The 20,092-nt window shown below is 72.8% G+C and carries 18 protein-coding genes, 1 pseudogene and 1 riboswitch; of the genes and pseudogenes, 7 read left to right on the forward strand and 12 right to left on the reverse strand.

The genetic code is table 11. The annotated features are described in order from the left end of the window. Positions 1–20: 20 nt before the first annotated feature. The 3 genes from QQM67_RS05625 to QQM67_RS05635 all read left to right on the forward strand — a co-directional run bounded on the left by QQM67_RS05625 (position 21) and on the right by QQM67_RS05635 (position 2,902). Complete coding sequence (locus tag QQM67_RS05625) at positions 21–758, forward strand: SDR family oxidoreductase (RefSeq protein ID WP_314172471.1); 738 nt, start codon at positions 21–23, stop codon at positions 756–758. 167 nt (positions 759–925) lie between these two features. Further along, positions 926–1,549, forward strand: coding sequence for a hypothetical protein (locus tag QQM67_RS05630; RefSeq protein ID WP_314172472.1), 624 nt, complete (start codon positions 926–928; stop codon positions 1,547–1,549). 252 nt (positions 1,550–1,801) lie between these two features. Next, positions 1,802–2,902, forward strand: coding sequence for a chitinase (locus tag QQM67_RS05635; protein ID WP_314172473.1), 1,101 nt, complete (start codon positions 1,802–1,804; stop codon positions 2,900–2,902). Between the two features lie 129 nt (positions 2,903–3,031). Here the strand turns inward: QQM67_RS05635 and QQM67_RS05640 are convergent, their stop codons facing one another. From QQM67_RS05640 to QQM67_RS05655, 4 genes are all read right to left on the reverse strand, one after another. Further along, positions 3,032–3,409 carry a hypothetical protein gene (locus QQM67_RS05640; protein ID WP_314172474.1) on the reverse strand — a complete coding sequence of 126 codons (378 nt, stop codon included), beginning with the start codon at positions 3,407–3,409 and terminating at the stop codon, positions 3,032–3,034. A 23-nt stretch (positions 3,410–3,432) separates the two neighbouring features. Continuing rightward, the gene (locus tag QQM67_RS05645) at positions 3,433–4,089 is read right to left on the reverse strand and encodes a DedA family protein (RefSeq protein WP_314172475.1); all 657 of its coding nucleotides are present in this window, start codon (positions 4,087–4,089) and stop codon (positions 3,433–3,435) included. Between the two features lie 218 nt (positions 4,090–4,307). Next, a complete protein-coding gene (locus tag QQM67_RS05650) occupies positions 4,308–6,155 on the reverse strand; it encodes an alkaline phosphatase D family protein (RefSeq protein ID WP_314172476.1) in 1,848 nt (615 codons plus the stop codon). Positions 6,156–6,709: 554 nt separating this feature from the next. Then, complete coding sequence (locus tag QQM67_RS05655) at positions 6,710–7,381, reverse strand: HNH endonuclease family protein (RefSeq protein ID WP_314172477.1); 672 nt, start codon at positions 7,379–7,381, stop codon at positions 6,710–6,712. Between the two features lie 265 nt (positions 7,382–7,646). Between QQM67_RS05655 and QQM67_RS05660 the strand changes: the two genes are divergently transcribed. The 4 genes from QQM67_RS05660 (at position 7,647) to QQM67_RS05675 (ending at position 11,954) form a co-directional block, all read left to right on the forward strand. Continuing rightward, positions 7,647–8,441, forward strand: a complete 795-nt coding sequence (locus QQM67_RS05660; protein WP_314172478.1) for an ABC transporter permease — start codon at positions 7,647–7,649, stop codon at positions 8,439–8,441. A 251-nt stretch (positions 8,442–8,692) separates the two neighbouring features. Next, positions 8,693–9,346, forward strand: a complete 654-nt coding sequence (locus tag QQM67_RS05665; RefSeq protein WP_314172479.1) for a TMEM165/GDT1 family protein — start codon at positions 8,693–8,695, stop codon at positions 9,344–9,346. Between the two features lie 352 nt (positions 9,347–9,698). Further along, a complete protein-coding gene (locus QQM67_RS05670) occupies positions 9,699–10,820 on the forward strand; it encodes a peptidoglycan-binding domain-containing protein (protein ID WP_314172480.1) in 1,122 nt (373 codons plus the stop codon). A gap of 468 nt (positions 10,821–11,288) precedes the next feature. Further along, complete coding sequence (locus QQM67_RS05675; RefSeq protein ID WP_314172481.1) at positions 11,289–11,954, forward strand: HAD-IA family hydrolase; 666 nt, start codon at positions 11,289–11,291, stop codon at positions 11,952–11,954. Between the two features lie 19 nt (positions 11,955–11,973). Here QQM67_RS05675 and QQM67_RS05680 read toward each other — a convergent pair. From QQM67_RS05680 to QQM67_RS05715, 8 genes and pseudogenes are all read right to left on the reverse strand, one after another. Beyond that, positions 11,974–12,826: pseudogene (locus tag QQM67_RS05680) on the reverse strand (class I SAM-dependent methyltransferase). Between the two features lie 176 nt (positions 12,827–13,002). Further along, positions 13,003–13,182 carry a hypothetical protein gene (locus QQM67_RS05685; protein WP_314172482.1) on the reverse strand — a complete coding sequence of 60 codons (180 nt, stop codon included), beginning with the start codon at positions 13,180–13,182 and terminating at the stop codon, positions 13,003–13,005. Between the two features lie 120 nt (positions 13,183–13,302). Further along, positions 13,303–13,635 (reverse strand): antibiotic biosynthesis monooxygenase family protein, encoded by a 333-nt coding sequence (locus QQM67_RS05690; RefSeq protein WP_314172483.1) that lies wholly within the window; start codon positions 13,633–13,635, stop codon positions 13,303–13,305. After that, positions 13,595–14,572: an ECF transporter S component gene (locus tag QQM67_RS05695; RefSeq protein WP_314172484.1), complete on the reverse strand. Its 978-nt coding sequence runs from the start codon at positions 14,570–14,572 to the stop codon at positions 13,595–13,597. Before QQM67_RS05695 ends, QQM67_RS05690 begins: the two co-directional genes overlap by 41 nt. Continuing rightward, on the reverse strand, positions 14,569–16,482 hold the full coding sequence (locus tag QQM67_RS05700) for an ABC transporter ATP-binding protein (protein WP_314172485.1): 1,914 nt from the start codon (positions 16,480–16,482) through the stop codon (positions 14,569–14,571). The genes QQM67_RS05695 and QQM67_RS05700 overlap by 4 nt, the downstream gene beginning before the upstream one ends. Next, positions 16,479–17,630, reverse strand: a complete 1,152-nt coding sequence (locus QQM67_RS05705) for an energy-coupling factor transporter transmembrane component T (RefSeq protein ID WP_314172486.1) — start codon at positions 17,628–17,630, stop codon at positions 16,479–16,481. The genes QQM67_RS05700 and QQM67_RS05705 overlap by 4 nt, the downstream gene beginning before the upstream one ends. Before the next feature lie 11 nt (positions 17,631–17,641). Next, the gene (locus QQM67_RS05710) at positions 17,642–18,367 is read right to left on the reverse strand and encodes an SCO2322 family protein (protein WP_314172487.1); all 726 of its coding nucleotides are present in this window, start codon (positions 18,365–18,367) and stop codon (positions 17,642–17,644) included. Then, on the reverse strand, positions 18,364–19,668 hold the full coding sequence (locus tag QQM67_RS05715) for a prenyltransferase/squalene oxidase repeat-containing protein (protein ID WP_314172488.1): 1,305 nt from the start codon (positions 19,666–19,668) through the stop codon (positions 18,364–18,366). Before QQM67_RS05715 ends, QQM67_RS05710 begins: the two co-directional genes overlap by 4 nt. Positions 19,669–19,853: 185 nt before the next feature. Beyond that, positions 19,854–19,949: riboswitch (cobalamin riboswitch) on the reverse strand. Positions 19,950–20,092 lie beyond the last annotated feature (143 nt).

Consider the following 20,092-nt stretch of genomic DNA (forward strand, 5'->3'; position numbering starts at 1 on the left):
CCCGGGAAAGGAAGCCGATCATGTCCGTTATCCAGGGCAAAGTCATCGCGATCACGGGTGCCAGCAGCGGCATCGGGGAGGCGACCGCGACCTACCTCGCCGAAAGAGGCGCCCGACTCGTGCTCGGAGCCCGGCGCGAGGACCGGCTGAACGCCGTCGTGGGCAGCATCACCGCGACGGGCGGCACCGCCGCCGGAGTCACCGTCGACGTCACCCGCCGCGAAGACCTCCAGCGCCTGACGGACGCGGCCCTGGACCAGTACGGCCGGCTCGACGTCCTCGTCTCCAATGCGGGCACGATGGCCGTCTCGCCGTTCGACGACCTGCGCCAGGACGACTGGGACGCCATGGTCTCCACTCACATCACCGGCCTGCTCAACGGCATCGGGGCGGCGCTGCCCGTCTTCCGCAGGCAGCGCTTCGGCCAGTTCGTCAACGTCGGCTCCACCGCGGCCTATGTCGTCAAGACCCCGCAGGCGGTCTACGCGGCCACCAAGACGGCGGTGAAGGTGCTCACCGAGGGCCTGCGCCAGGAATCGGGTCCCGACCTGCGCGTCACCCTCGTCTCGCCCGGCTTTACGGATACCGAAGGCGTCGGCAAGGGAGCCAGCCCCGAGGCCGCGGCCGCGATGATCCAGCAGCGCGACGAGATCGCGATGCCGCCCTCCGCGATCGCGTCCGCCATCGGCTACGCCATCGAGCAGCCCGAAGGCGTCGACGTCAGCGAGATCGTCGTCCGCCCCACCGTGCAGGCCTGATCGCAGCGAGCAGGGCCGGGCCCGGGTGAACTCGTCGGGCAGAGCGGGGTGTTGGTGCCCGTGGCGTACGGGTCGAAGGGAACCGCGGAGGGCGTGGGGTGCGTCTTCGGAAGGTCTCCGCCGCGGTGTGGAGGCCGACCGACGGGGACCATCAGAGGGGAACGGGCGTGGGAATTCGCAAGGCGCACCGGGCGGGGCTCGCGGGGCTGGCCGCCCTCGGCTTACTGGCGGCGGGGTACGGCACGGCACAGGGCGTCTCCGCCGGCGACGGTGTGCGGGCGGGCGCGGCGGAGGCGGCGGGCGCGCGGAACGCGAACGTGCGGCATGAGCCGGCCGCCGATGCCGTGGACGACGACTACGAGTCGACCCTCGAATTGAGCGACGGCCGCACGGTCCATGTGCGGCTGGTGAAGGGCACCGGCGTGCAGGAGCGGCACCGGGCCGCCGGAAGCGGGACGTGGAGCAAGTGGAAGACGCTCTACAAGACCAGGACCGACCTCTGCCAGGGCGTCGACCTCGCCGAGCGCGAGGGCACGGTCTCCCTCATCGCCGACTTCGGCGTCTACTGCTACGACGGCGAGCCCCCGACGGAGTCGGTGGCCGGTGTGGGCACGGGCGACCTGACCGACTGGGACATCGACGTCACCGAGGACTTCGACGGCTGGCAGGACTCGTCCATCAACGACGACGGCAGCAGGGTCGTCTTCCTCTACGACAGCGACTCCGGTCTGTACTCCCTCCGCTGGGAGCAGAGTGAGGGGTTCTCGGAGATCGACCGCCCCGGGGACTGACCCCCGGCGAGTGACCGGAGCGTTCCTCAACTCCCCGCACGGCAGGGGGAGTCGGGCTGCGTACCGCGCGGCGGGAGCGTCCGTACGGGCGCAGGACACGCCGGGGCCCGGATGCCGGGACGGGGGCGGGCGGCGTGTCCACCATCTCGGCATGACCCGGGCCTCGTCATGACGCACGACGTGTCACGTATGACGCGTGACCTATGACGCGTGACGTATGACGGGGCCGCCGGCCGAGAGACGAGGGACCGCATGAGAGCACTCGCCCGCCTTCGCGTCCTCACATGCCACGGCCGCCGCCGCACCTGCCGGCTCGTGGCCGCGCGGCCCGGCCGCTCCAGGGCCCGTCCCGGCCTCGCCCGCGCGAGCGGCGTCCTCGTGCTGGCCCTGGCCGCGGTGGGCACGGCAGCTCCCGCCGCACCGAAGCCCGCATCCGCCCCGCGCCCCGCATCCGCCCCGCTGCCGCCCGCCCCGATGGGCGTCGCGCCGTATCTGTCGCTCGGCTGGGGAGATCCTCCCGCTCCGGCCACGGTGATGAAGGCGTCCGGGGTCCGCTGGTTCTCGCTCGCCTTCATCCTCAGCAGGGGTACGTGCGAGCCGCGTTGGGACGGCGAGCGGCCGCTGACGGGCGGAGCCGACGCCCGTACGGTCCGGGCGGTGCGGAAGGCGGGCGGCGACGTCGTCCCGTCCTTCGGCGGCGGATCCGGGCACAAGCTGGAGGAGAGCTGCCCGGACGCCGAGTCGCTGGCGGCCGCGTACCAGAAGGTGATCGACGCGTACGGCCTCAAGGCGATCGACGTCGACATCGAGATGAGCGCCTACCGGAGCGCGGAGGCGCAGCGCAGGACACTCGGCGCGCTCGACCGCGTCGCGAAGGCCAACCCGGGCCTGGTCACGTACGTCACGCTGCCGAGTCACCGTTCGGGGCCGGACAGTTCGCTCATCGACCGGGCCGCGGAGATGGGTGTGGAGCCGGACGTGTGGAGCGTCATGCCGTTCTCCTTCGTGCCGTCCGCGAAGGGCGAGGACATGGGGCGCATCAGCACGCGCGCGGTGGACGGGTTGCGGGACAGGCTCGTGAGCGCGTACGGCTACACGCAGCGCGAGGCGTACAAGCGCAGCGGCATCTCCTCGATGAACGGGATCACGGGAGAGGGGGAGACGATCACGGTGGAGGACTTCCGCACCATCGCCGGGCACGCGCGCAAGCACGGGCTCGGCCGGATCGCCTTCTGGTCCGTCAACCGCGACCGGCCCTGCGGCGGACGCCCGTATCCGGCGGAGGACTCGTGCTCGGGCGTGCGGCAGAAGGCCTGGGAGTACACGAAGGTGCTGGCGCAGCACGGGCGTTGAGCGCCGGACGCGTCAGCCGGTACGTACGCGAGTCAGGACGCGTGTCAGTCGGCACGACCGCCGACGACGGCTCCGCTCTGGTCGGCGAGATCATCCGGGAGGGCGCCCGAGCCGCGCCGTTTGCTGAGGTCACTCGATCCAGCGGGCAGCGGCCTCGTACGTCGTGGTCGGCGTGCTGTTGAACGCGATGGCCGCATCCGGTGCGTGCCGCCGCACCAGATTGATCACTTGCTCCATGAGTTCGACCTGATCGTCTGAGTGCCGCAGGCCACCGCCGATGGTGACGCACTCCCACGGATGGGCTCGCAGCGCATTCCCGACGAGCGCTTCCACGTCGTCACTCCCGTCGAGGCCGATCAGGCAGGTCTCGGCGCCCACGCCGTGTTCGGCGAACTTGGCCATTCCCGCCTCGATCGCCTTGGCTACCGGCTCGGGATCCCACGGCCCGGGCACCCGGTACGGATCGAGCCCGATGACGAGGACGCGGGGTGAGGCAGTGGTGTCCATGCCTGGACGATACGCGTCGTGCCTCAGTCGGTACGAGGGTCCGTGTCCGCCTTGCGCCGCAGCGTGTACGCCGCCAGCGCGCCGAACGCGAAGAGCGCCAGCACCGAGACGGCCGTGCCGAGCCACGTCGCTCCCAGCCAGCGCCCTCCGAAGTACCCGAGGCTCACGCTGTACGCGGCCCAGGTGAGGCCCGCCAGCGCCGACCACGGCACGAACTCCTTCGCCCGACGGTGTGCCGCCCCCGCGGTCAGGCTGACCAGGGAGCGCCCGGCGGGTGCGAACCGCGCCAGCACCACCAGTGCGCCCCCGCCGCCCGCGAGCGCCTGGCCGAGCTTCTCCTGAGCCAGCGTCAGACGGCGCGAGCGGGAGAGGGCGCGGTCGAAGCGGTGGCCGCCGCGTCTGGCCATGCGGTACGCGACGAGGTCGCCGAGCACCGAGGCGGTGGCCGCGCACAGCACCAGCGCGACGATCTCGGGAAGGTGGGCCGACTCGGCGGCGCGCCGTGCGTGGGCGGGGAGTCCGGCGGCGTCGGCGGCGGTGGTGCCCGCCACGGCCGTCCCGGCGGCGACGACGAGGACGCCGCTCGGCAGCAGGGGAACGAAGACGTCCATCAGGACGGAGGCCGCGATCATCCCGTACAGCCATGGGGATCCGGTCACAGACCCCAGGATCTCCAGCACCGTTCCCCGTACCTTCCCCGGTCGCTGCGTCGCCCCGTGTGTTTCGCGCCAGTATGAGTGTCGTTAAGTCAAGAGTCGCTCCAGCGTACGCCCGTGGGTGACGGCGGGGACGGCTGGGACGTGCGGGATCGATCTCGGTCCGGTTTCAGGGCGGTAACGGATCTTCGTGGCCCGGGGTGGCTCGTTGCGGCACGACGCGGGCCGGTTCGCCTGGAAGATCAACTTCCGGTGGGCTGGGGATCGTTGGAGGCCGCCGGAGGAGGGGACTGGGCCGGGACGAGTTCCCGGTGGAGCACCTGTTCCAGACGGGAGCGGATGCCGCGGCCCGCGCCGGGTACGCCGCCCGGGCTGTTCGCCCCCTCGGGGACCGCTCGGGCCTGCTCCAGCGTCAGCTCCGCCGAACGGCCGCGCAGCCGCAGCGTCATGAGCTGGTTCCCGAACCAGGGGCCGCCGGAGCGGCGCCACTGGACGATCGGACGGCCCGTACGTCCGTGGCGGGCCAGCACCCGTCCCAGGCCGCGCCCGGCGCGGCTCCAGCCGAAGCGGAAGCCCGCGCGCAGCACCGCCGGAACGCTGTTGTGCATGGGGGAGCAGGTCAGTTGCACCACGCGGGAGTTGACGGGGCGGTCGAAGCGGGGTTCGGCGATGTACGCGTGATGCACGTCCCCCGACAGGACGCACACCGAGGCGGGCGCTCCGCGCGCGCCCGCGACCTCTTCGAGAAGTCCGCTCAGCGCGTCGAACGAGCGTGGATAGGCGGCCCAGTGCTCCAAGTCGGCGGCGCGCCGCATCCGTTCGCCGAGGCGCGACCAGCGGTCGCCGCGCACGCCGCGGCAGAGGGCGGCGTTCCACGCCTCGGCGTCGTGGATCGCGGGCGGCAGCAGCCACGGCAGGGACGTGCCGAGGAGGAGATGGTCGTAGCCGCCGCGCCCGCCGGGGTCAGGGGTCCCGGGCCGCGCGTGGTCCGGGTTCGGGTGCGGGCCCTCGTCGGCGTACGGCCCCTGCGGGCGGCCCGCGTCCGTGTACAGCCCTTCGTCGGGATCCGTTCCCGTCAGCATCTGCTCGCGCAGCCATGCCATCTCCTGCTTGCCGAGCATCGCGCGCCGCTGCTCGTCCAGCACGCGGGCGGCACGTGTGTCGACCATCAGCATGCGCACCCGGCCGAAGTCGCGACGGTAGCTCCAGCGGACGGCGTCCGGCTGGGTGTCGGCGTGCTCCGCGAACTCGCGGAGCACCTCCGTGCCGTCCCCGGCCTCTCGTACGGCGGCGAAGACCGGGTCCTCCGCGAGCTCGCCGGGCGAGAGATTGCCCAGGTGCTGGTAGACCCAGTACGACGCCAGCCCGCTCAGTATCCGTTCGCGCCACCAGCCCGTCGCGCGCATCTCGGTGCGCCACGACTCACTGGTGTTCCAGTCGTCGATCACGTCGTGGTCGTCGAAGATCATGCAGCTGGGGACGGTCGAGAGCAGCCATCGCACCTCCGGGTCCGTCCAGGACTCGTCGTAGAGGAGCGTGTACTCGTCGAAGTCCGCGACCTGGCTCCACGGTGCCTTGGATACGTCGCGCCGTGCGGCGAGCTTCTCCCGTACGGCCTCGGAGGTCTCGTCCGCGTAGACCTGGTCGCCGAGGAGCAGGAGCACGTCCGGGCGCTCGCCTCCGGCGATGGCGCGCTGGGCGAGGGCGTCAAGGGCGTCGGGGCCGACGGGGTCGTGGGAGCTGGCGGAGGGGCGGGCGGCCCAGCGGCACGAGCCGAAGGCGACGTCGACGCTGTCCGTGACGGGGGCGGGCGTGCGGATGGTGCTCGGGGGGAGGGAGGAGCCGGGGCGCGGCCAGACCTCGGTGCCGTCGAGGAGGAGGCTGTAGGCGGTCTCGGTGCCGGGTTCGAGGCCGACGACGGTGATCAGCGCGTAGTGGTGGCCCGCGACCTGCCACGTGCGGGCGCTGCCGCCGGCGCTCCCGGGGGAGCAGCGGACCTCGGCCTCGCAAGGCCCGTCGGTCTCTATCCAGATCGTCGCCGTGTCCTCGTCGACGTAACGCAGCAGCGGTCCGAGACGCAGCCTGCCCATGGAAGTTCTCCCTCCGTCGCCCCGCACGGTACGGAACGACCAGGGCAATCGGCGAGTTTCCTGCGCGGACTGTGCCGAGAGTGGTGCTCGCGTGCTAGCCGGAGGGCGGCCGGGGGGCTGGGCTTCAGGGGGTTCGGGGCTCGGCTTTCGGGAGGGGTGCTCCGGGGCGAGAGCGGTGCTCACGGGGCGGTGCGGTGTTCGCAAGGCCGGCACCAGTTCAGGGGTGGGAGGGGTGCTCCGTGGCGAGAGCGCTGCTCTCGCGCGCTGCTTACGAGAGCACTGCTCACGTCGCGAGCACTGCTCACACCGGCAAACCGAGAGCGCTGCTCACGTCGCGCACGAGCGAGGCGATCGGCAGGGGCGGGTGCGCGCGACCGAAGGCAGAGAGCACTGCTCCGGGATTGCCCTGATCCCCTTCCCGCTTGGAAGGGTGCATTCCGGAGCAGTGCTCTACATCGTGAGCGGCGGTCGGCTCCCCGGGGCCCGGGGGTCCGGGGAGCCGGTCTCCGGCGCTCCGGCATCCCGAATCCGGTGCGGCCGGTATCGGCGACGGGTCAGCAGGTGCCGAGCGCCTCGCTCAGCGCGCTCTTCTCGGCGGAGTCGGCGGTCAGGCCGTACGTGTCCTTCACCCAGATCCACATCCGGGCGTAGGTGCAGTGGAAGCCGGTCTCCGGGGGCATCCACTCCGCCGGGTCCTGGTCGCTCTTCGACTGGTTCACGTTGTCCGTGACCGCGAGCAGCTGCGAGATCTTCAAGTCGTTGGCGAGCTCCTGGCGCTTGTCCTGCGTCCAGTCGCTGGCACCCGAGGTCCATGCCTCGGCGAGCGGCACCATGTGGTCGATGTCCACATCCGAGGGGTCGGTCCACTTCCCGCCGTCGTACGGGCTGGTCCAGGTCCCGCTCGTCGGGTAGCAGTCGCTCCCCGTCTCCACACCCTCGCCGTCCCGCTTGAGAACGGCTTCGCGCGTGTCGCATCCGTCGCCCTGGTCGATCCAGTGCGGGAACTTCTCGCGGTCATAGCCGTCCATGGAGCCCTCTGCCTGCTCCTTCAGCCCGTCCAGCATGGTCTTCGCCTCGGAGGCGCTGGGGGGCGCGGGCGGTTCGGCCTGCGCGGTGCCGATGCCGGTCGTGAACAGCAGCAGCCCCGCGCAGGGTGCGGCGATTGCGGCGGTAATGACCGACTTGCGGCGACGCGCGTAGAGCTCGGTGCGTATGCGCTTCTGCATACGAACTCCCTCGGTGTGGGGGGATATTGCGAGGTGTAGGCCTCGTGTGAACTGATGGTGCCGATGACACGTTGCCGCGAGGCAGGCGTCAGGTAACAGCGTGACGACGTGTTCACGTCACATCAAGACCTCGGTCACAACTCCCCTCTGACCGCGGCCTTTTCCCCTCGTCCCCGTGCCTCCGCGCTTCCGTCTCTCCTTACCCGCCCCTCTCTTCCGTCCCACCGCACGAGCCCCTTCCGGGGCAGTACGCCCGGGGGTTCCCATGCTTCTCGCCTCACAAGCCCTCCTCCCGGTCAACCGGACACTCTGCGTGGTCCTGACCGCCCTGCTCCTCGCCGCCGTCGCCATAGCCGCACTCGCGCGCCTCGCCCGCGACGACGGCCGTCCCTACGCCCACGCGATCCTGACCGCCGGGCTGCGGGCGGCCGTTCAGCTCGCCGCCGTCTCGGTGGCGATCGGCTGGGTCGTCGGCGCCGTGCCGTCGCTGCTGGCCTTCGTCGCGCTCATGTTCGCGGTGGCGGTGCGCACCGCCGGGCGCCGGATAACCACCAACGCCACCTGGTGGTGGGCGGCCGCGCCCATCGGCGCGGGCGTGCTGCCCGTACTGGCGCTGCTGCTGCTCACGGGGCTCGTGCCGCTGCGCGGTGTCGTCCTGATACCGATCGCGGGCATTCTCACCGGCGGCGCGCTCACGGCGACCGTCCTCGCGGGACGGCGTGCGATGGAGGAGCTGGAGACCCGCCACGGAGAGGTGGAGGCGGCGCTTGCGATCGGGCTGCCGCTGCGCGAGGCCCGGTTGGAGATCGCGCGCCGTGCCGCCGCCGGGGCCCTGCTGCCCGGGCTGGACCAGACGCGGACAGTGGGTCTCGTCACACTTCCCGGTGCCTTCGTCGGGATGCTGCTGGGCGGGGCCTCGCCGGTGATGGCGGGCGCGGTGCAGCTGTTCGTGCTCGTCACGCTGCTGTTGGTCCAGGTGATCGCGGTGGCGGCTGTGCTGGAGCTGATCGCGCTCGGGCGGATGCATCGCATAGCCTTGCTCCCAGCAGAAGGGGAGTAGCTCTTCGCCGGACCGTCGACATACTGGGCGGCCTCCGGTCTGCGGCCACCGCCGTTCGCGGTGCGCCGAGGCCGTGCGGTCCGCCCCGGCGCCCGGAGCGCGGCACCCCGAACAGGCAGCAGTGCGCGGCCGGTTCGGGTCTGCGGCGCCAGCGAGACCTTCGGCCGAGCAGTGTCCGTCATGTCTGTACGACGCTGCCGTGCCGAAGCGTGCTCCGCGCCGGTGCGGCAGCCCTCCCGGAGGCCCGTTCAGTGTTCAGCATCTCCGTCGCAGCCGTCGTCTTCGGCGTCGTCTTCCTCGCCGAACTGCCCGACAAGACAGCCCTGGCCGGGCTGGTGCTCGGCACCCGTTACCGCGCCTCGTACGTCTTCGCGGGCGTCGCCGCCGCCTTCGTCCTGCACGTCATCCTCGCCGTCGCCGCGGGAAGCGTGCTGACGCTGCTTCCGCACCGCCTCGTCCAGGCCGTGGTCGGCGTGCTGTTCCTCGCGGGCGCCGCCGTACTGCTGTTCAAGAAGGACGACGAGAAGGACGACGAGGAGGACGATGGGGAGGAAGGCGGGGAGGACGACGGGGAACAAGGCGGTGGACAAGGCGAGAAGGGGAAGTCGAGGAAGCCGGCCGCCCAGTCCTTCTGGAAGGTGGCGTCCAGCGGCTTCATGCTCATCCTGGTCGCGGAGTTCGGGGACCTGACCCAGATCATGACCGCCAACCTCGCGGCACGGTACGACGATCCGCTCTCGGTGGGTCTCGGTGCGGTGCTCGCGCTGTGGTCGGTGGCGGCCATCGGAATTCTGGGTGGACGTGCGCTCATGCGCTTCGTACCGCTTCGGCTGATCACCCGGGTCGCGGCGCTGCTCATGGTGGGTCTCGCGGCGTTCAGCCTGTACGAGGCCGCGGTGGGGTGAGCCGGGACCGGGGCGATTTCCCGTCTCTTCCCTGCCTCTTTCGCGCCTTTTTCGTCCTCTTTCTCGCCGCCGACTGCCAGCTGCCAACCGGTGGTTGTGGACTGCCGGGCGCCAACCGCCCACCGTCCGGGCGGCGTGCACGTGAAGTGACGAGCAGGAGCCGTTCGGAGCACGCGAAGTGACGGCGGAAGGTGTTCGGAATGACCCTCGTCACCCTAGGCATGTCATTTCGGACCGCGGAGGCCCCAGCGGGCTACGGACCACGTAAGGTGCACGGCTGGACAGTCACTGGCGATTCGGGTGGCGTCGCCGCGTAAAGGGCGCGGCGGCAAGACCCAGGGGAGGGGCCGGGATGACGGCGCATAGATGCTGCCCGGAGTGCGGTGCGGAGTTGACCGTCGACGGGGGGAAGTTCTGTGGCTGCGTAGGCCCGTTCGCGGCTGAGCACGTCGACCCGATGCACATACGCCCGTACGTCGACCTCCCGGAACCCGAGGACGAGGGGACGCGGACGCCCGACCTCGAACCGTTCGCCCGCTGCGGTCAGGCGGAGACCGCCGAGCTTCCCGTGCTGCGCCCGTACGGACAAGAGACGTATGGCGCGGACGAGTTGACCGCGACGCCTGCCGCCGCTCCTGCTGCGGCCGCTGACGCCCACGCCTACGACTACGACCACGCGCACGCCTACGGCCACCCCTACGCCGACGGCTACGAAGGGGACCTGGAGGTCCGGCCCGTCTCGCGCGGCGGCGGCCATCGTCGCAGGAAGGGGAGGGGCTCGTACGCCTACGGACGCGACGAGGGCGCGGGTGCGGGCAGGCGCCGCAAGCCGGCCAAGGCCGTCATCGCGGCGGCAGGCGTCGTCGCCGCGCTCGGCGCCGGGCTGCTGACGGCGCAGTCGCTCGCCGACGGCGGCGCGGGCGACGACCGCGGCCTGAGCACCGACGACACCGCCCTTCCGGACATCAGCGGCGGCCCGACGGAGGACCCGACCCGTACGCAGGAGCACAAGGGCGACAAGAAGCCCTCCGGGGAGCCGACTTCGCGCAACGGCTCCGCCGGTACCCGGGCCGACCGGGACAGCGGCAGGCACACCGGCGAGGCTCCCGCCCCGGAACCCACGTCCCCCTCCACGGAGCCCGGCACCCCGAGCGGTTCGGAAAGCCAGGGCCGCGACCCGGGCCGTGGCGGAGGCAACGGCGACGGGCACCGCCCCCGTCCCCCGCAGGAGTCGACACAGCCCGGCGGCGAGACGCTCCGTCGTGGCGACAGCGGCCCCGAGGTCGCCGAGTTGCAGCGGCGCCTCAAGCAGGTCGGCGCGCTCGACGAGGACGCGGCCGAGGACGGCGTCTACTCGCAGCAGGTCCAGCAGGCGGTGACCCGTTACCAGGCGCAGAACAACGTGCGCGGGGACGACTTCGGCGAGTACGGGCCCAACACCCGCCGCGCCCTGGAGTCCGAGACCTCGGGCTGAGCGTGCCCACGGGGGCGCGTCCGGGCGGCCTTCCCGCGCGCCCGGATGTCCGGCGGCGCGAACCCCGGACTCGCGAACCCCGGACTTGCGAAGGCCGGACTCGCGAACTCAAGGCTTGCGAGCCGGAGTTCGCGGCTCGGCGACCTCGCGACCCCGGTCCACCGGACCGGGGTCCTGCGCGCCGGCGGCCCCGCGACCCCGCGGCCCCGCGGACTCGCACTGACGACCTCGCGCGGACGATCTCGTAGGGACGACCTCGCGCGGACGACCTCATAGGGATGACCTCGTGCGGACGACCTCGCGCGGACGGTCTGGGCTGGCGCTCGCGGCGCTCTCTTTGTATCGTGATGAAACAAAGTGGTTCCGCCCGTTCCCCCTGCGCCAGGCTGCCTGGCCCGCGGGTCCCCTGACCGGCGGGCGGAACCACCTTGGTTCTGTCTCCGTACACACGCGAGGGAGCCCCGCACCATGCCGACACCGCAACCGCCTCTCACCGCCCGCGGACTGCTGCTCGACATGGACGGCACCCTGGTGAACTCCGACGCCGTCGTCGAACGGGTCTGGCGCGACTGGGCCGCCGCGAAGGGCGTCGACCCGGAGATGGTGCTGCGCATCTCGCACGGGCGGCAGGGCCATATGACGATGGCCGACGTCTTCCCCGACCGCCCCATGGAGGTCAACCACGCGGAGAACGAGGAGCTCCTGGCCCGCGAGACGCGCGAACTGGACGGCATCGTGCCGGTCCCCGGAGCTCTCGTCTTCATGGCATCCGTCGTGCGCGTGCCGCATGCGCTCGTCACGTCCGCGGACATCGGCCTGGCGACGGCGCGCATGCGCGCGGCGGGCGTACGGATGCCGGACGTGCGCATCACCGCCGAGCACGTGAGCGCGAGCAAGCCGGACCCGGAGGGTTTCCTCAAGGGCGCGGCCGAACTCGGCCTCCCGCCGGAGGAGTGCGTGGCCTTCGAGGACTCCGGTGCGGGCATCACGGCGGCAAGGGCGGCGGGCATGCGGGTCGTGGGTGTGGGGGCGCGTGCGGCGGCGCACGAGCCGACCGTCCATATCGCCGACCTGACCCGGCTCACGGCCGAGCCGCAGCCGGACGGCGGCGTCCGCCTCCACTTCACCGCCTGAGGCCGAGGTCGGGCCGGCCTCAGGCGTTCTGATCGGCGTCCTGCTCGGCGTTCTGATCGGCGTCGCGCTCGCGGCGGAACAGCGCGGTCCAGAGGAAGGGTTCGCCGAAGTACGGGGACTCCGGCGGCTCGTCGCGCATGCGGCGCAGCTCGATCTCCGTCAGACCGGAGAAGATCCAGCGCAGGGACTGCGCGCTGTAGGCGAGACCGCCGTCGAGCCGGGCCCGGCGGTACAGCTCCGCGTCCGCGATCTCGGACCCCATCTCACCGGACGCGAAGCAGGTCATGCCGAGGTGGCCGCCGGGTGCGAGGACGCGGTCGAGCAGCGCGAGATAGCTGATGCGGCGGTGCGGCGGCAGATGGTGGAAGCAGCCGGAGTCGTAGATCAGGTCGTACGGGCCGCCGAGCGCGCCGCCCGTTCCGGCCCCGGAACCGTGCCCGGTCGCGCCGGATGACCGGTCGCCGGATTCGCCGGATTCACACCGCCCGGACCCCGCGGAGAGCGCGAACGCGTCACCGCAGTGGAAGCGCACCTCCGCGCCCGCCTCGCGCGCGGTCCTCGGCCCAGGCGATCGCGGTCGGCGAGAGATCGACGGCGTCCACCTCGAAGCCCAGCGCGGCGAGATGGAGCGCGTTGCGTCCGGGGCCGCAGCCCAGGTCGAGGGCGCGGCCCGGGGTGATGAGACCGCGATCGACGTACGAGACGAGGTTCTCGTCGGGCCGGGCCCTGAAGAACGGGACCGGCTTCGAGCGGTCCGTGTAGAAGTCGTCCCACCAGGAGGACGCACCGTCCGTCCAGCGGTCCGCGTCCGGCTCGAACAGGCCGTCCAGCAGCCTGAGTACGTCCTCGACGCTGCGAATGTTCCGGTCCATCCGTGGCTCCCCCTCTGTGCCCCGGATGATCCTATGTGCGGCGTACGGCCGGGTGGTGCGATCGGGCGGCTCCGGCCCGCGGCCGGCCGGAGCCGGGTCCGCGCCGCCTCACTGGCGCCCCTTACGACGGCAGACCTCGCACGGGAACGGGCACGGCGGCGGGTTCGCCACGGACGTCACCACGGAAGCGGAAGCTCCCGTCCGTGCTCCGCCCGCGCGTGCCTGCGCAGCCTCACCCGTGCGTCGGTCTCCGCGCTCCGGTCGTACTCCCTGGCGGCCTTCTCCACCAGCCCGAGCAACATGGCGCATACCGAGCACTCCCTCGCCGCCTTCGCTTCACCAGTCATGTCCGACATGCTCGGATGGTCGCGTGCGGCGGTGCGCGGATGTGTCAGGCGGTCATGGGACATCGCCAGTTGGCGTCATTCGGGTCACGGCGGTCGTCGGCGGGGGCTCGGCGCCGTGGCCGGGCATCCTCAATCGCCGCCGTGCTGATCGCCCTTCGGGGCGGCCTGCTGGACGACCTCGAAGGTCCAGACGCCGGAGCTGTCGGAGACGGGCCTGGGGCGGTCGGCGCCGCCCTGGTGGGACGACCTCATCGGGCCCTCCATCCATGCCTGGAAGGACTCCTCGTCACGCCACCGCGTGTACACCAGGTAGTTGTCGGTGCCCTCGACGGGGCGGAGGAGCTCGAACCACTCGAAGCCGTCCGAGCCCTCCACGGCGCCCGCGCGGGAGGCGAAGCGCTTTTCGAGGGTCTCCCGCTGCTCAGCCGGGACGTTCAGCACGTTGATCTTCACGACGCTCATGCTCCACATCCTGCCGCACCGCTTCCGGCCGTCCGTGCTCCGGTCGTCCGTGCTCCGGCCGGGGTGCGGACGGGGCCGCGTGCGTTGCCGCGGCGACGAAGGCAGCCTCGGCGTCGAAGGACGCGCGGCGGGTGGCTCGGCGCAGGGCGCGCAGGACCGGGGCACCGAGGGTGAGGATCAGGACGACCGTGAGGGTCGCCCGGGGGATGTCCCAGCCGAGGGACGTGGCCAGTACGTACGTGACGAAGCGCGTGAGGTTCTCCGGCAGCGGGTCGCCGGGGACGAAGGAGATGCCCGAGCCGAGGCCGGCGATGTACGGCCAGCCCTGGAGGTTCATCACCAGCCCGTACAGCAGCGCCGAGGCCGCGCCGTAGAGGGCGAGCAGCAGCAACTCCCGTCTGCCCCGCAGCCGTTCGGCACCGGGCAGCAGCCCAGCGCCCATGGCGACCCAGCCCATGGTGAGCATCTGGAACGGCATCCACGGCCCGGCGCCGCCGGTGAGCAGCGCCCCGGCGAACATCGAGAGGGCGCCCAGCACGAAGCCGAAGCCGGGACCGAGGGCCCGTCCCGAGAGCACGATCAGGAAGAACATCGGCTCCAGGCCCGCCGTTCCCGCGCCCAGCGGCCGCAGCGCCGCACCCGCCGCGGCCAGTACGCCGAGCATCGCCACGGCCTTCGCGTCCATGCCGGTGTCGGCGATCGTCGCGACGACGACGGCCAGCAGCAGCGGCAGCAGCGCGGAGAAGAGCCACGGCGCGTCACGTGAATGCGCCAGCCCCGAGGCGGAGTCGGCGAGGAGCGGCCAGCCGAAGGCGACGACGCCGGTGGCGCTCGTCAGCGCCAGCGCCGCGACGGAGCGCGGGCCGAGGCGGAGGGCGCGGGGAGCGCGGTATTCCGGATATCCGCGGGAAGTGTGGCGGGGTCTGCGGGTGTTCACTCGGCGGTCCCTTCGGGGGCGCCGAGCGCGGCGCGGACCTGGGGGACGGTGAGCCACCGTGCCGGGGCCAGCACCTTGGCGACCTGCGGCTGATACGCGGGGGAGGAGGTGACCACCTCGGCCGTCGGGCCGTCCGCGACGATCTCTCCCTGCGCCAGTATCACCACGCGGTGTGCGACCTCCGCTGCCAACTCGACGTCGTGCGTTGCCAGTACGATCGCGTGCCCCTCGCCCGCGAGGGTGCGCAGGATGCCGACGAGGCGGGACTTGGCGGCGTAGTCCAGGCCGCGGGTCGGCTCGTCCAGCAGGATCAGCTCCGGACGGGCGGTGAGCACGACGGCGAGGGCGAGCACGAGACGCTGGCCCTCCGACAGGTCGCGCGGGTGCGTGCCGCCGTCGACTCCGGGCAGCAGCTCCGCGACCAGGGCGCGGCAGGTGTCCGCGTCGGTTCCGGCGTCGCCGTCCGCCGCCGCGCACTCGGCGGCGACCGTGTCCGCGTAGAGCAGGTCGCGAGGCTCCTGCGGTACGAGGCCCGCGTGGCGCAGGAGTTGCCGGGGATGCGTACGGGACGGGACGAGGCGCTCCTGCCCGCCGACCGTCACCGACCCCGACGTCGGCACGTGGACGCCCATGAGCGTGCCCAACAGGGTTGACTTCCCTGCTCCGTTGCGGCCCATCACAGCGACGGTCTCTCCGGGACGGAGGGTGAGATCCACGCCGTGGAGCGCGGTGACGTCGCCCCGGCGGAGGGTGAGCCGGGAGATCTCCGCGGACGGACCGGCGGCGGGACGTGCGGGTCGCCTCCGCGGCGGTTCGGGAGTCCGCGCAGGTACGGGGGTCCGCGGTGCCGCGGGGGTCCGCGGCGGTACGGGAATGCGCATGCGTGCCCGGAGCCGGCTCAACGGCCCGCTCCGGCTGGGGTGTCGGGGCTCGCGGGTTGCGGATGCGGCGCCGTCCCCGACCTCGGCGCGGTCCGGGTGTTCGGCGTCTGCCGGGTCCGCCCCGCGTTCAGTGTCGGTGCCTGCCTGCCCTGCCGGGCGGTCCGGCCCCTCCGGTCTGTCTCGTTCCTCGGGGCCGTCTCCGGCCCCGCGCGCCTCCGCGAGCCTCGCCCGCAGCGGTCCCGCCGCGCGGCGCGCGTCCCGTACCGAGAGCGGCAGTGGGGACCAGCCCGCCAGGCGGCCCAGCGCGACGACCGGGGGCTGGACCGGGGAGACCGCCATCAGTGCGGCAGGGGCGCCCAGTTGGGCCGGTGCGCCGGGGGCGGGCAGCAGCAGTACCTGGTCCGCGTAGTGCACCACGCGCTCCAGACGGTGCTCGGCCATCAGCACCGTCGTTCCGAGATCGTGGACGAGGCGCTGGAGGACGGCGAGCACCTCCTCCGCCGCGGCCGGATCCAGCGCCGACGTCGGCTCGTCGAGGACGAGTACGCGCGGATGCGGCGTGAGTACGGAGCCGATCGCGACGCGCTGCTGCTGGCCTCCCGACAGGGTCGCGATGGGGCGGTCGCGCAGCTCGTTGAGGCCGAGGAGGTCGAGGGTCTCCTCGACGCGGCGGCGCATCGTGGCCGGGGGCAGGCCCAACGACTCCATTCCGTAGGCGAGTTCGTCCTCCACGGTGTCGGTGACGAAGTGCGCGAGTGGGTCCTGGCCCACCGTGCCGACGACGTCGGCCAGTTCACGCGGCTTGTGCGTGCGGGTGTCGCGCCCGGCGACCGTGACGCGGCCGTGCAGGGTGCCGCCCGTGAAGTGCGGCACGAGCCCGGAGACGGTGCCCAGCAGCGTGGACTTGCCGACGCCCGACGGGCCGACGAGCAGGCACAGTTCGCCCTCGGGGACCTCCAAGTCCACGCCGCGCAGGGCGAGTCGGGTCGTGCCGTCGTAGCGGACCGAGACCTGCTCGAAGCGGATCACTGTGCTGGCTCCTTGCCTGCGGAGGACTCCGGGACCGGACTCCCCGCCCGGGACGCCGTCGGAACCGGGGCGACGTACGCGGGCAGCAGGCCCACGAGGAGCCCTGCCGCGGGCCACAGCGGAAGCTCCGGCGCGCTCAGCGGCACCGCCGGCGGATTCAGCGCCTCCGGGAACGCACTGCCCGCCGCCACCATCAGCGCCCCGGCCGCCGCACCCGACAGGGCCGTCAACCAGGCCCGTGCGCCGAAGAGTTCGGGCCGGTAGCGGGTACGGACGGCACGGCGCCCGCCCAGCCGCAGCCCGGCGAGCGCCAGCGCCCCGCCCGCGAGCAGCACCGGCAGCCCGTACTGCCCGCCCTGCGCCGCCAGCAGCGCGTACGAACCGGCGCACACGCCCAGCAGCCCGCCGAGCGTGAGCACCGCCGTGGTACGGCGCACGCCGCGCGGCACCGCGGCGCTGCGCCCGTAACCGCGCGCGTCCATCGCGGCGGCCAGCGCCACCGAACGCTCCAACGCCCCCTCCAGCACCGGCAGTCCGACCTGGAGCACGGACCGCAGCCCCTTGTCGGCACGGCCGCGCAGCCGGCGTGCGGCGCGCAGCCGCCGTACGTCCGCGACCAGGTTCGGCGCGAACGTCATCGCGACGACGACGGCCACGCCCGCCTCGTAGAGCGCCCCCGGAAGGGACTTCAGCAGCCGCGCGGGGTTCGCGAGGGCGTTGGCGGCGCCGACGCACACCAGCAGCGTCGCCAGCTTCATCCCGTCGTACAGCGCGAACACCAGCCCCTCGGCGGTGACGCGGCCACCGACGCGCACACCCTTCGCCCAAGCGGGCAGCGGCAGTTCGGGGAGCGTCACGAGCACATGGCTGCCGGGGACGGGCGAGCCGAGGAGGAAGGCGAAGAAGAGCCGGATGACGAGCACCGCGAGCCCGAGCTTCAGGAACACCCCGTACGAGCGCGCCCAGGGGGCGTTCGTACGGCGCGCGGCGACGACGTAACCGGCGACGGCGCAGAGCAGCATCAGCAGCAGCGGGTTCGTGGTGCGGGACGCGGCGGTCGCCAGCCCCAGCGCCCACAGCCACCAGGCGCCCGGGTGCAGATCGAGGCCTCGCCTGGCCTCGGGTGCGCGCAGCCACTCTCCGGTCATGTCGCCGCCCCTCAGCTGTCGCGGCGGCGGCGCGAGCGGCGGGCCGCCGCGAGGGCGAGGGTGGCGACGGCGGCGAGGCCCGCGGCGACGCCCGTCGCCGGGCCCAGGGCGGTGCCGGAGCCGCCGCCCGATCCTTCACCCTTGTCGGCGCCGTTGCCCGAGTCGCCGCCCGAGCCCGAGCCCGGGACGCGCTCGCCGCAGCCGCGCCTCGGATAGCCGTCGACGGCGCACAGCAGCGCCGCCGAGTTGTAGCGCAGCGGCTCGGCGACGCCCGCGAGCGCGTCGGCCGCGGTGGCGTCGGCGTCGACTTGCGCGCAGGCCGTACGGCGCCCGGGCGGTTTCTCGCCGCGGGGTGCGTCCGCCGGGGTGCCGAAGTCGATGCTCAGCGCGATCCGTTGGCGCCCCGGCTTCGGGTCCGTGTCACCGCAGATGTCCGCGAACTCCGCCCGGCCGCGTGGCTGGGCGGCGTCCTTTGAGTCCTCGCTGAGCGCGAAGCGGAACCCGAGGACGTCGCCGTCGCCGGGACGCAGCACCGACGGCCCCTGCGTGGCGTACTTCCAGCCGCCGTCCTTGCCGTTCTGCTCCCAGAAGGACCAGTAGCGGTAGCTGCCGGAGTCCGAGAGCCGAGCGGACGCGGACCCCGCCTCGGACGCACCGGCGGCGCCCGCGGGTGTCTGCACCGCCGCGACCGCGAGCAGGACCGGCCCGATCGCGGCCGCCGCTCTCCGCGCCCTCACAGCCCGCGCCGCTTTCTGCGGGCGCTGATCAGGAATCCGATGCCCGCGCCCGCGGCCAGCCCCGCGCCCAGCAGGGACCAGCGAAGCACCGCGCCGCCGTCGCCGTCCTCGTCCGTCACGCCGCCGGTCGCGCTCTTCTCGTCGGGCATACGGGCGGGCTCCGGGCCGGTGGCGACGAGTCGGCCGAGCAGATCCGTGCCCTTCAGCTTCGCCGCGTCGCCCCCCGTGGCGTGTACGGCGAGCATGACACCGGAGATCGCCGCCGGGTCGCGTTCGGCCTTGTCCCACGAACCGAGCTTCGCCGCCAGCCAGTTGAGCGACTTCTCCGCCTGGGCGCGGTGCCCGCCCGCCGCGAGCGCGACGACGGCGTCCGCCGTGTTGGCGTAGTCCGGCGTGCCCTTGGCGCCGGGCGTCACCGCACGCAGATGGTTCCCGTTCTTCGCGAGTACGGACGCGAGGTACGCGGCGCCCGCGTCACCCGCCTCGTCGCGAGTTCGCGGCTTGCCCTCGCCGCCGTCCCCCTTGCCGCAACTCAGCGGCGCGAGCGGACGGTTGGGCCGCCGCTCGACCAGCAGCCCCGAGCCGGACGCCGCCAGTACGGCCGCGGCCGTCGCGTCGTCGTTGGCGGCCAGCTTGCCGCCGTTGCCGGGCTGGTACGCGAAGGCGCCGCGCGAGGCCGCCTGCGCATCGCAGCCGAGCTGGAGCGAAGTGAGCGCGTCATAGGGCGACTTGCCGCTCTTCGCGATCTTCTCGGGCGACTTGCCTGCGGCGGCGTACGCACCGACGACCACGGACACCGAGTTCGCGTCGCTCGGGCCGCCGGGGTTGTAGCCCCAGCCTCCGTCCTTGTTCTGCACGGTACGCAGCCACGCGAGCGCCTTGCGCACCGCTGCGCCCTCGCCGCCCACGGCCGAGAGCGCCTGCACCGCGAGGCCGGTCGCGTTGGTGTCGCCGGGGGTCTTCTTCTCGTCGCACGCGGCGCCCGGGTCCGCGCGGTACGCGGTGAACGAGCCGTCGTCGCACTGCTGCCGGACGAGCCAGTCCACCGCCTTGCGGGCCGGGTCCGCGCCGGCGGCGTCGAGGGCCAGCAGGGCCATCGACTGTCTCCACACCCCGTCGTACTTCGGATCGGCCTTGCCGTACAGCGCTTCCGGCGTCTTCCCGCCCTTCGCCGGAGCGGACTTCGAGGAGGCGGATATCGAACCGGCCGATATCCAGGGGGCGGCGGACGCGGCGGGCGCGGTGGCGGCGCAGAGTGCGGTGGCCGCGGCGACGACCGTGATGCTCCGGCGCAGGAACATGTGGGTGCCTTTCGGTGAGCGGTCCGCAGCTCTGCACGGCCGCCCCGACCGCACAGCCGCATGCTCGCGCAGCACGCGCCTGGCGGGCGGCACACCCGGCTCAGCTCCGTGAACCTCGACGGTTGGGAGCGGTGTTCGCCGCCGGGCGGCGGCAGACACAACTCCGAGAGCCTCGCCTCCGGCCCGGTGCTCCGGCTCACGACGCCCGCGCGGGGCGGCAGTTCACCCCGTACGGCGTCGCTCACGGTTGCGGGTCAGCGCCGGATTCTCACCGGCTTCCCTCGGTCGGAAGCGTTGTACGCCCCTTCACTCTAGCCGCCGCCCTGCGGGGCCCTTCCTCGACGAGGGCGAATCGGTACGGGGCACCCCCAAAACCAGTACGCCCGGCAGGAGTACGGGTTCGCAGATGGACAGTGTTCGTAAC

The sequence above is a fragment of the Streptomyces winkii genome (assembly GCF_032248595.1).
GTDB lineage: Bacteria > Actinomycetota > Actinomycetes > Streptomycetales > Streptomycetaceae > Streptomyces > Streptomyces winkii.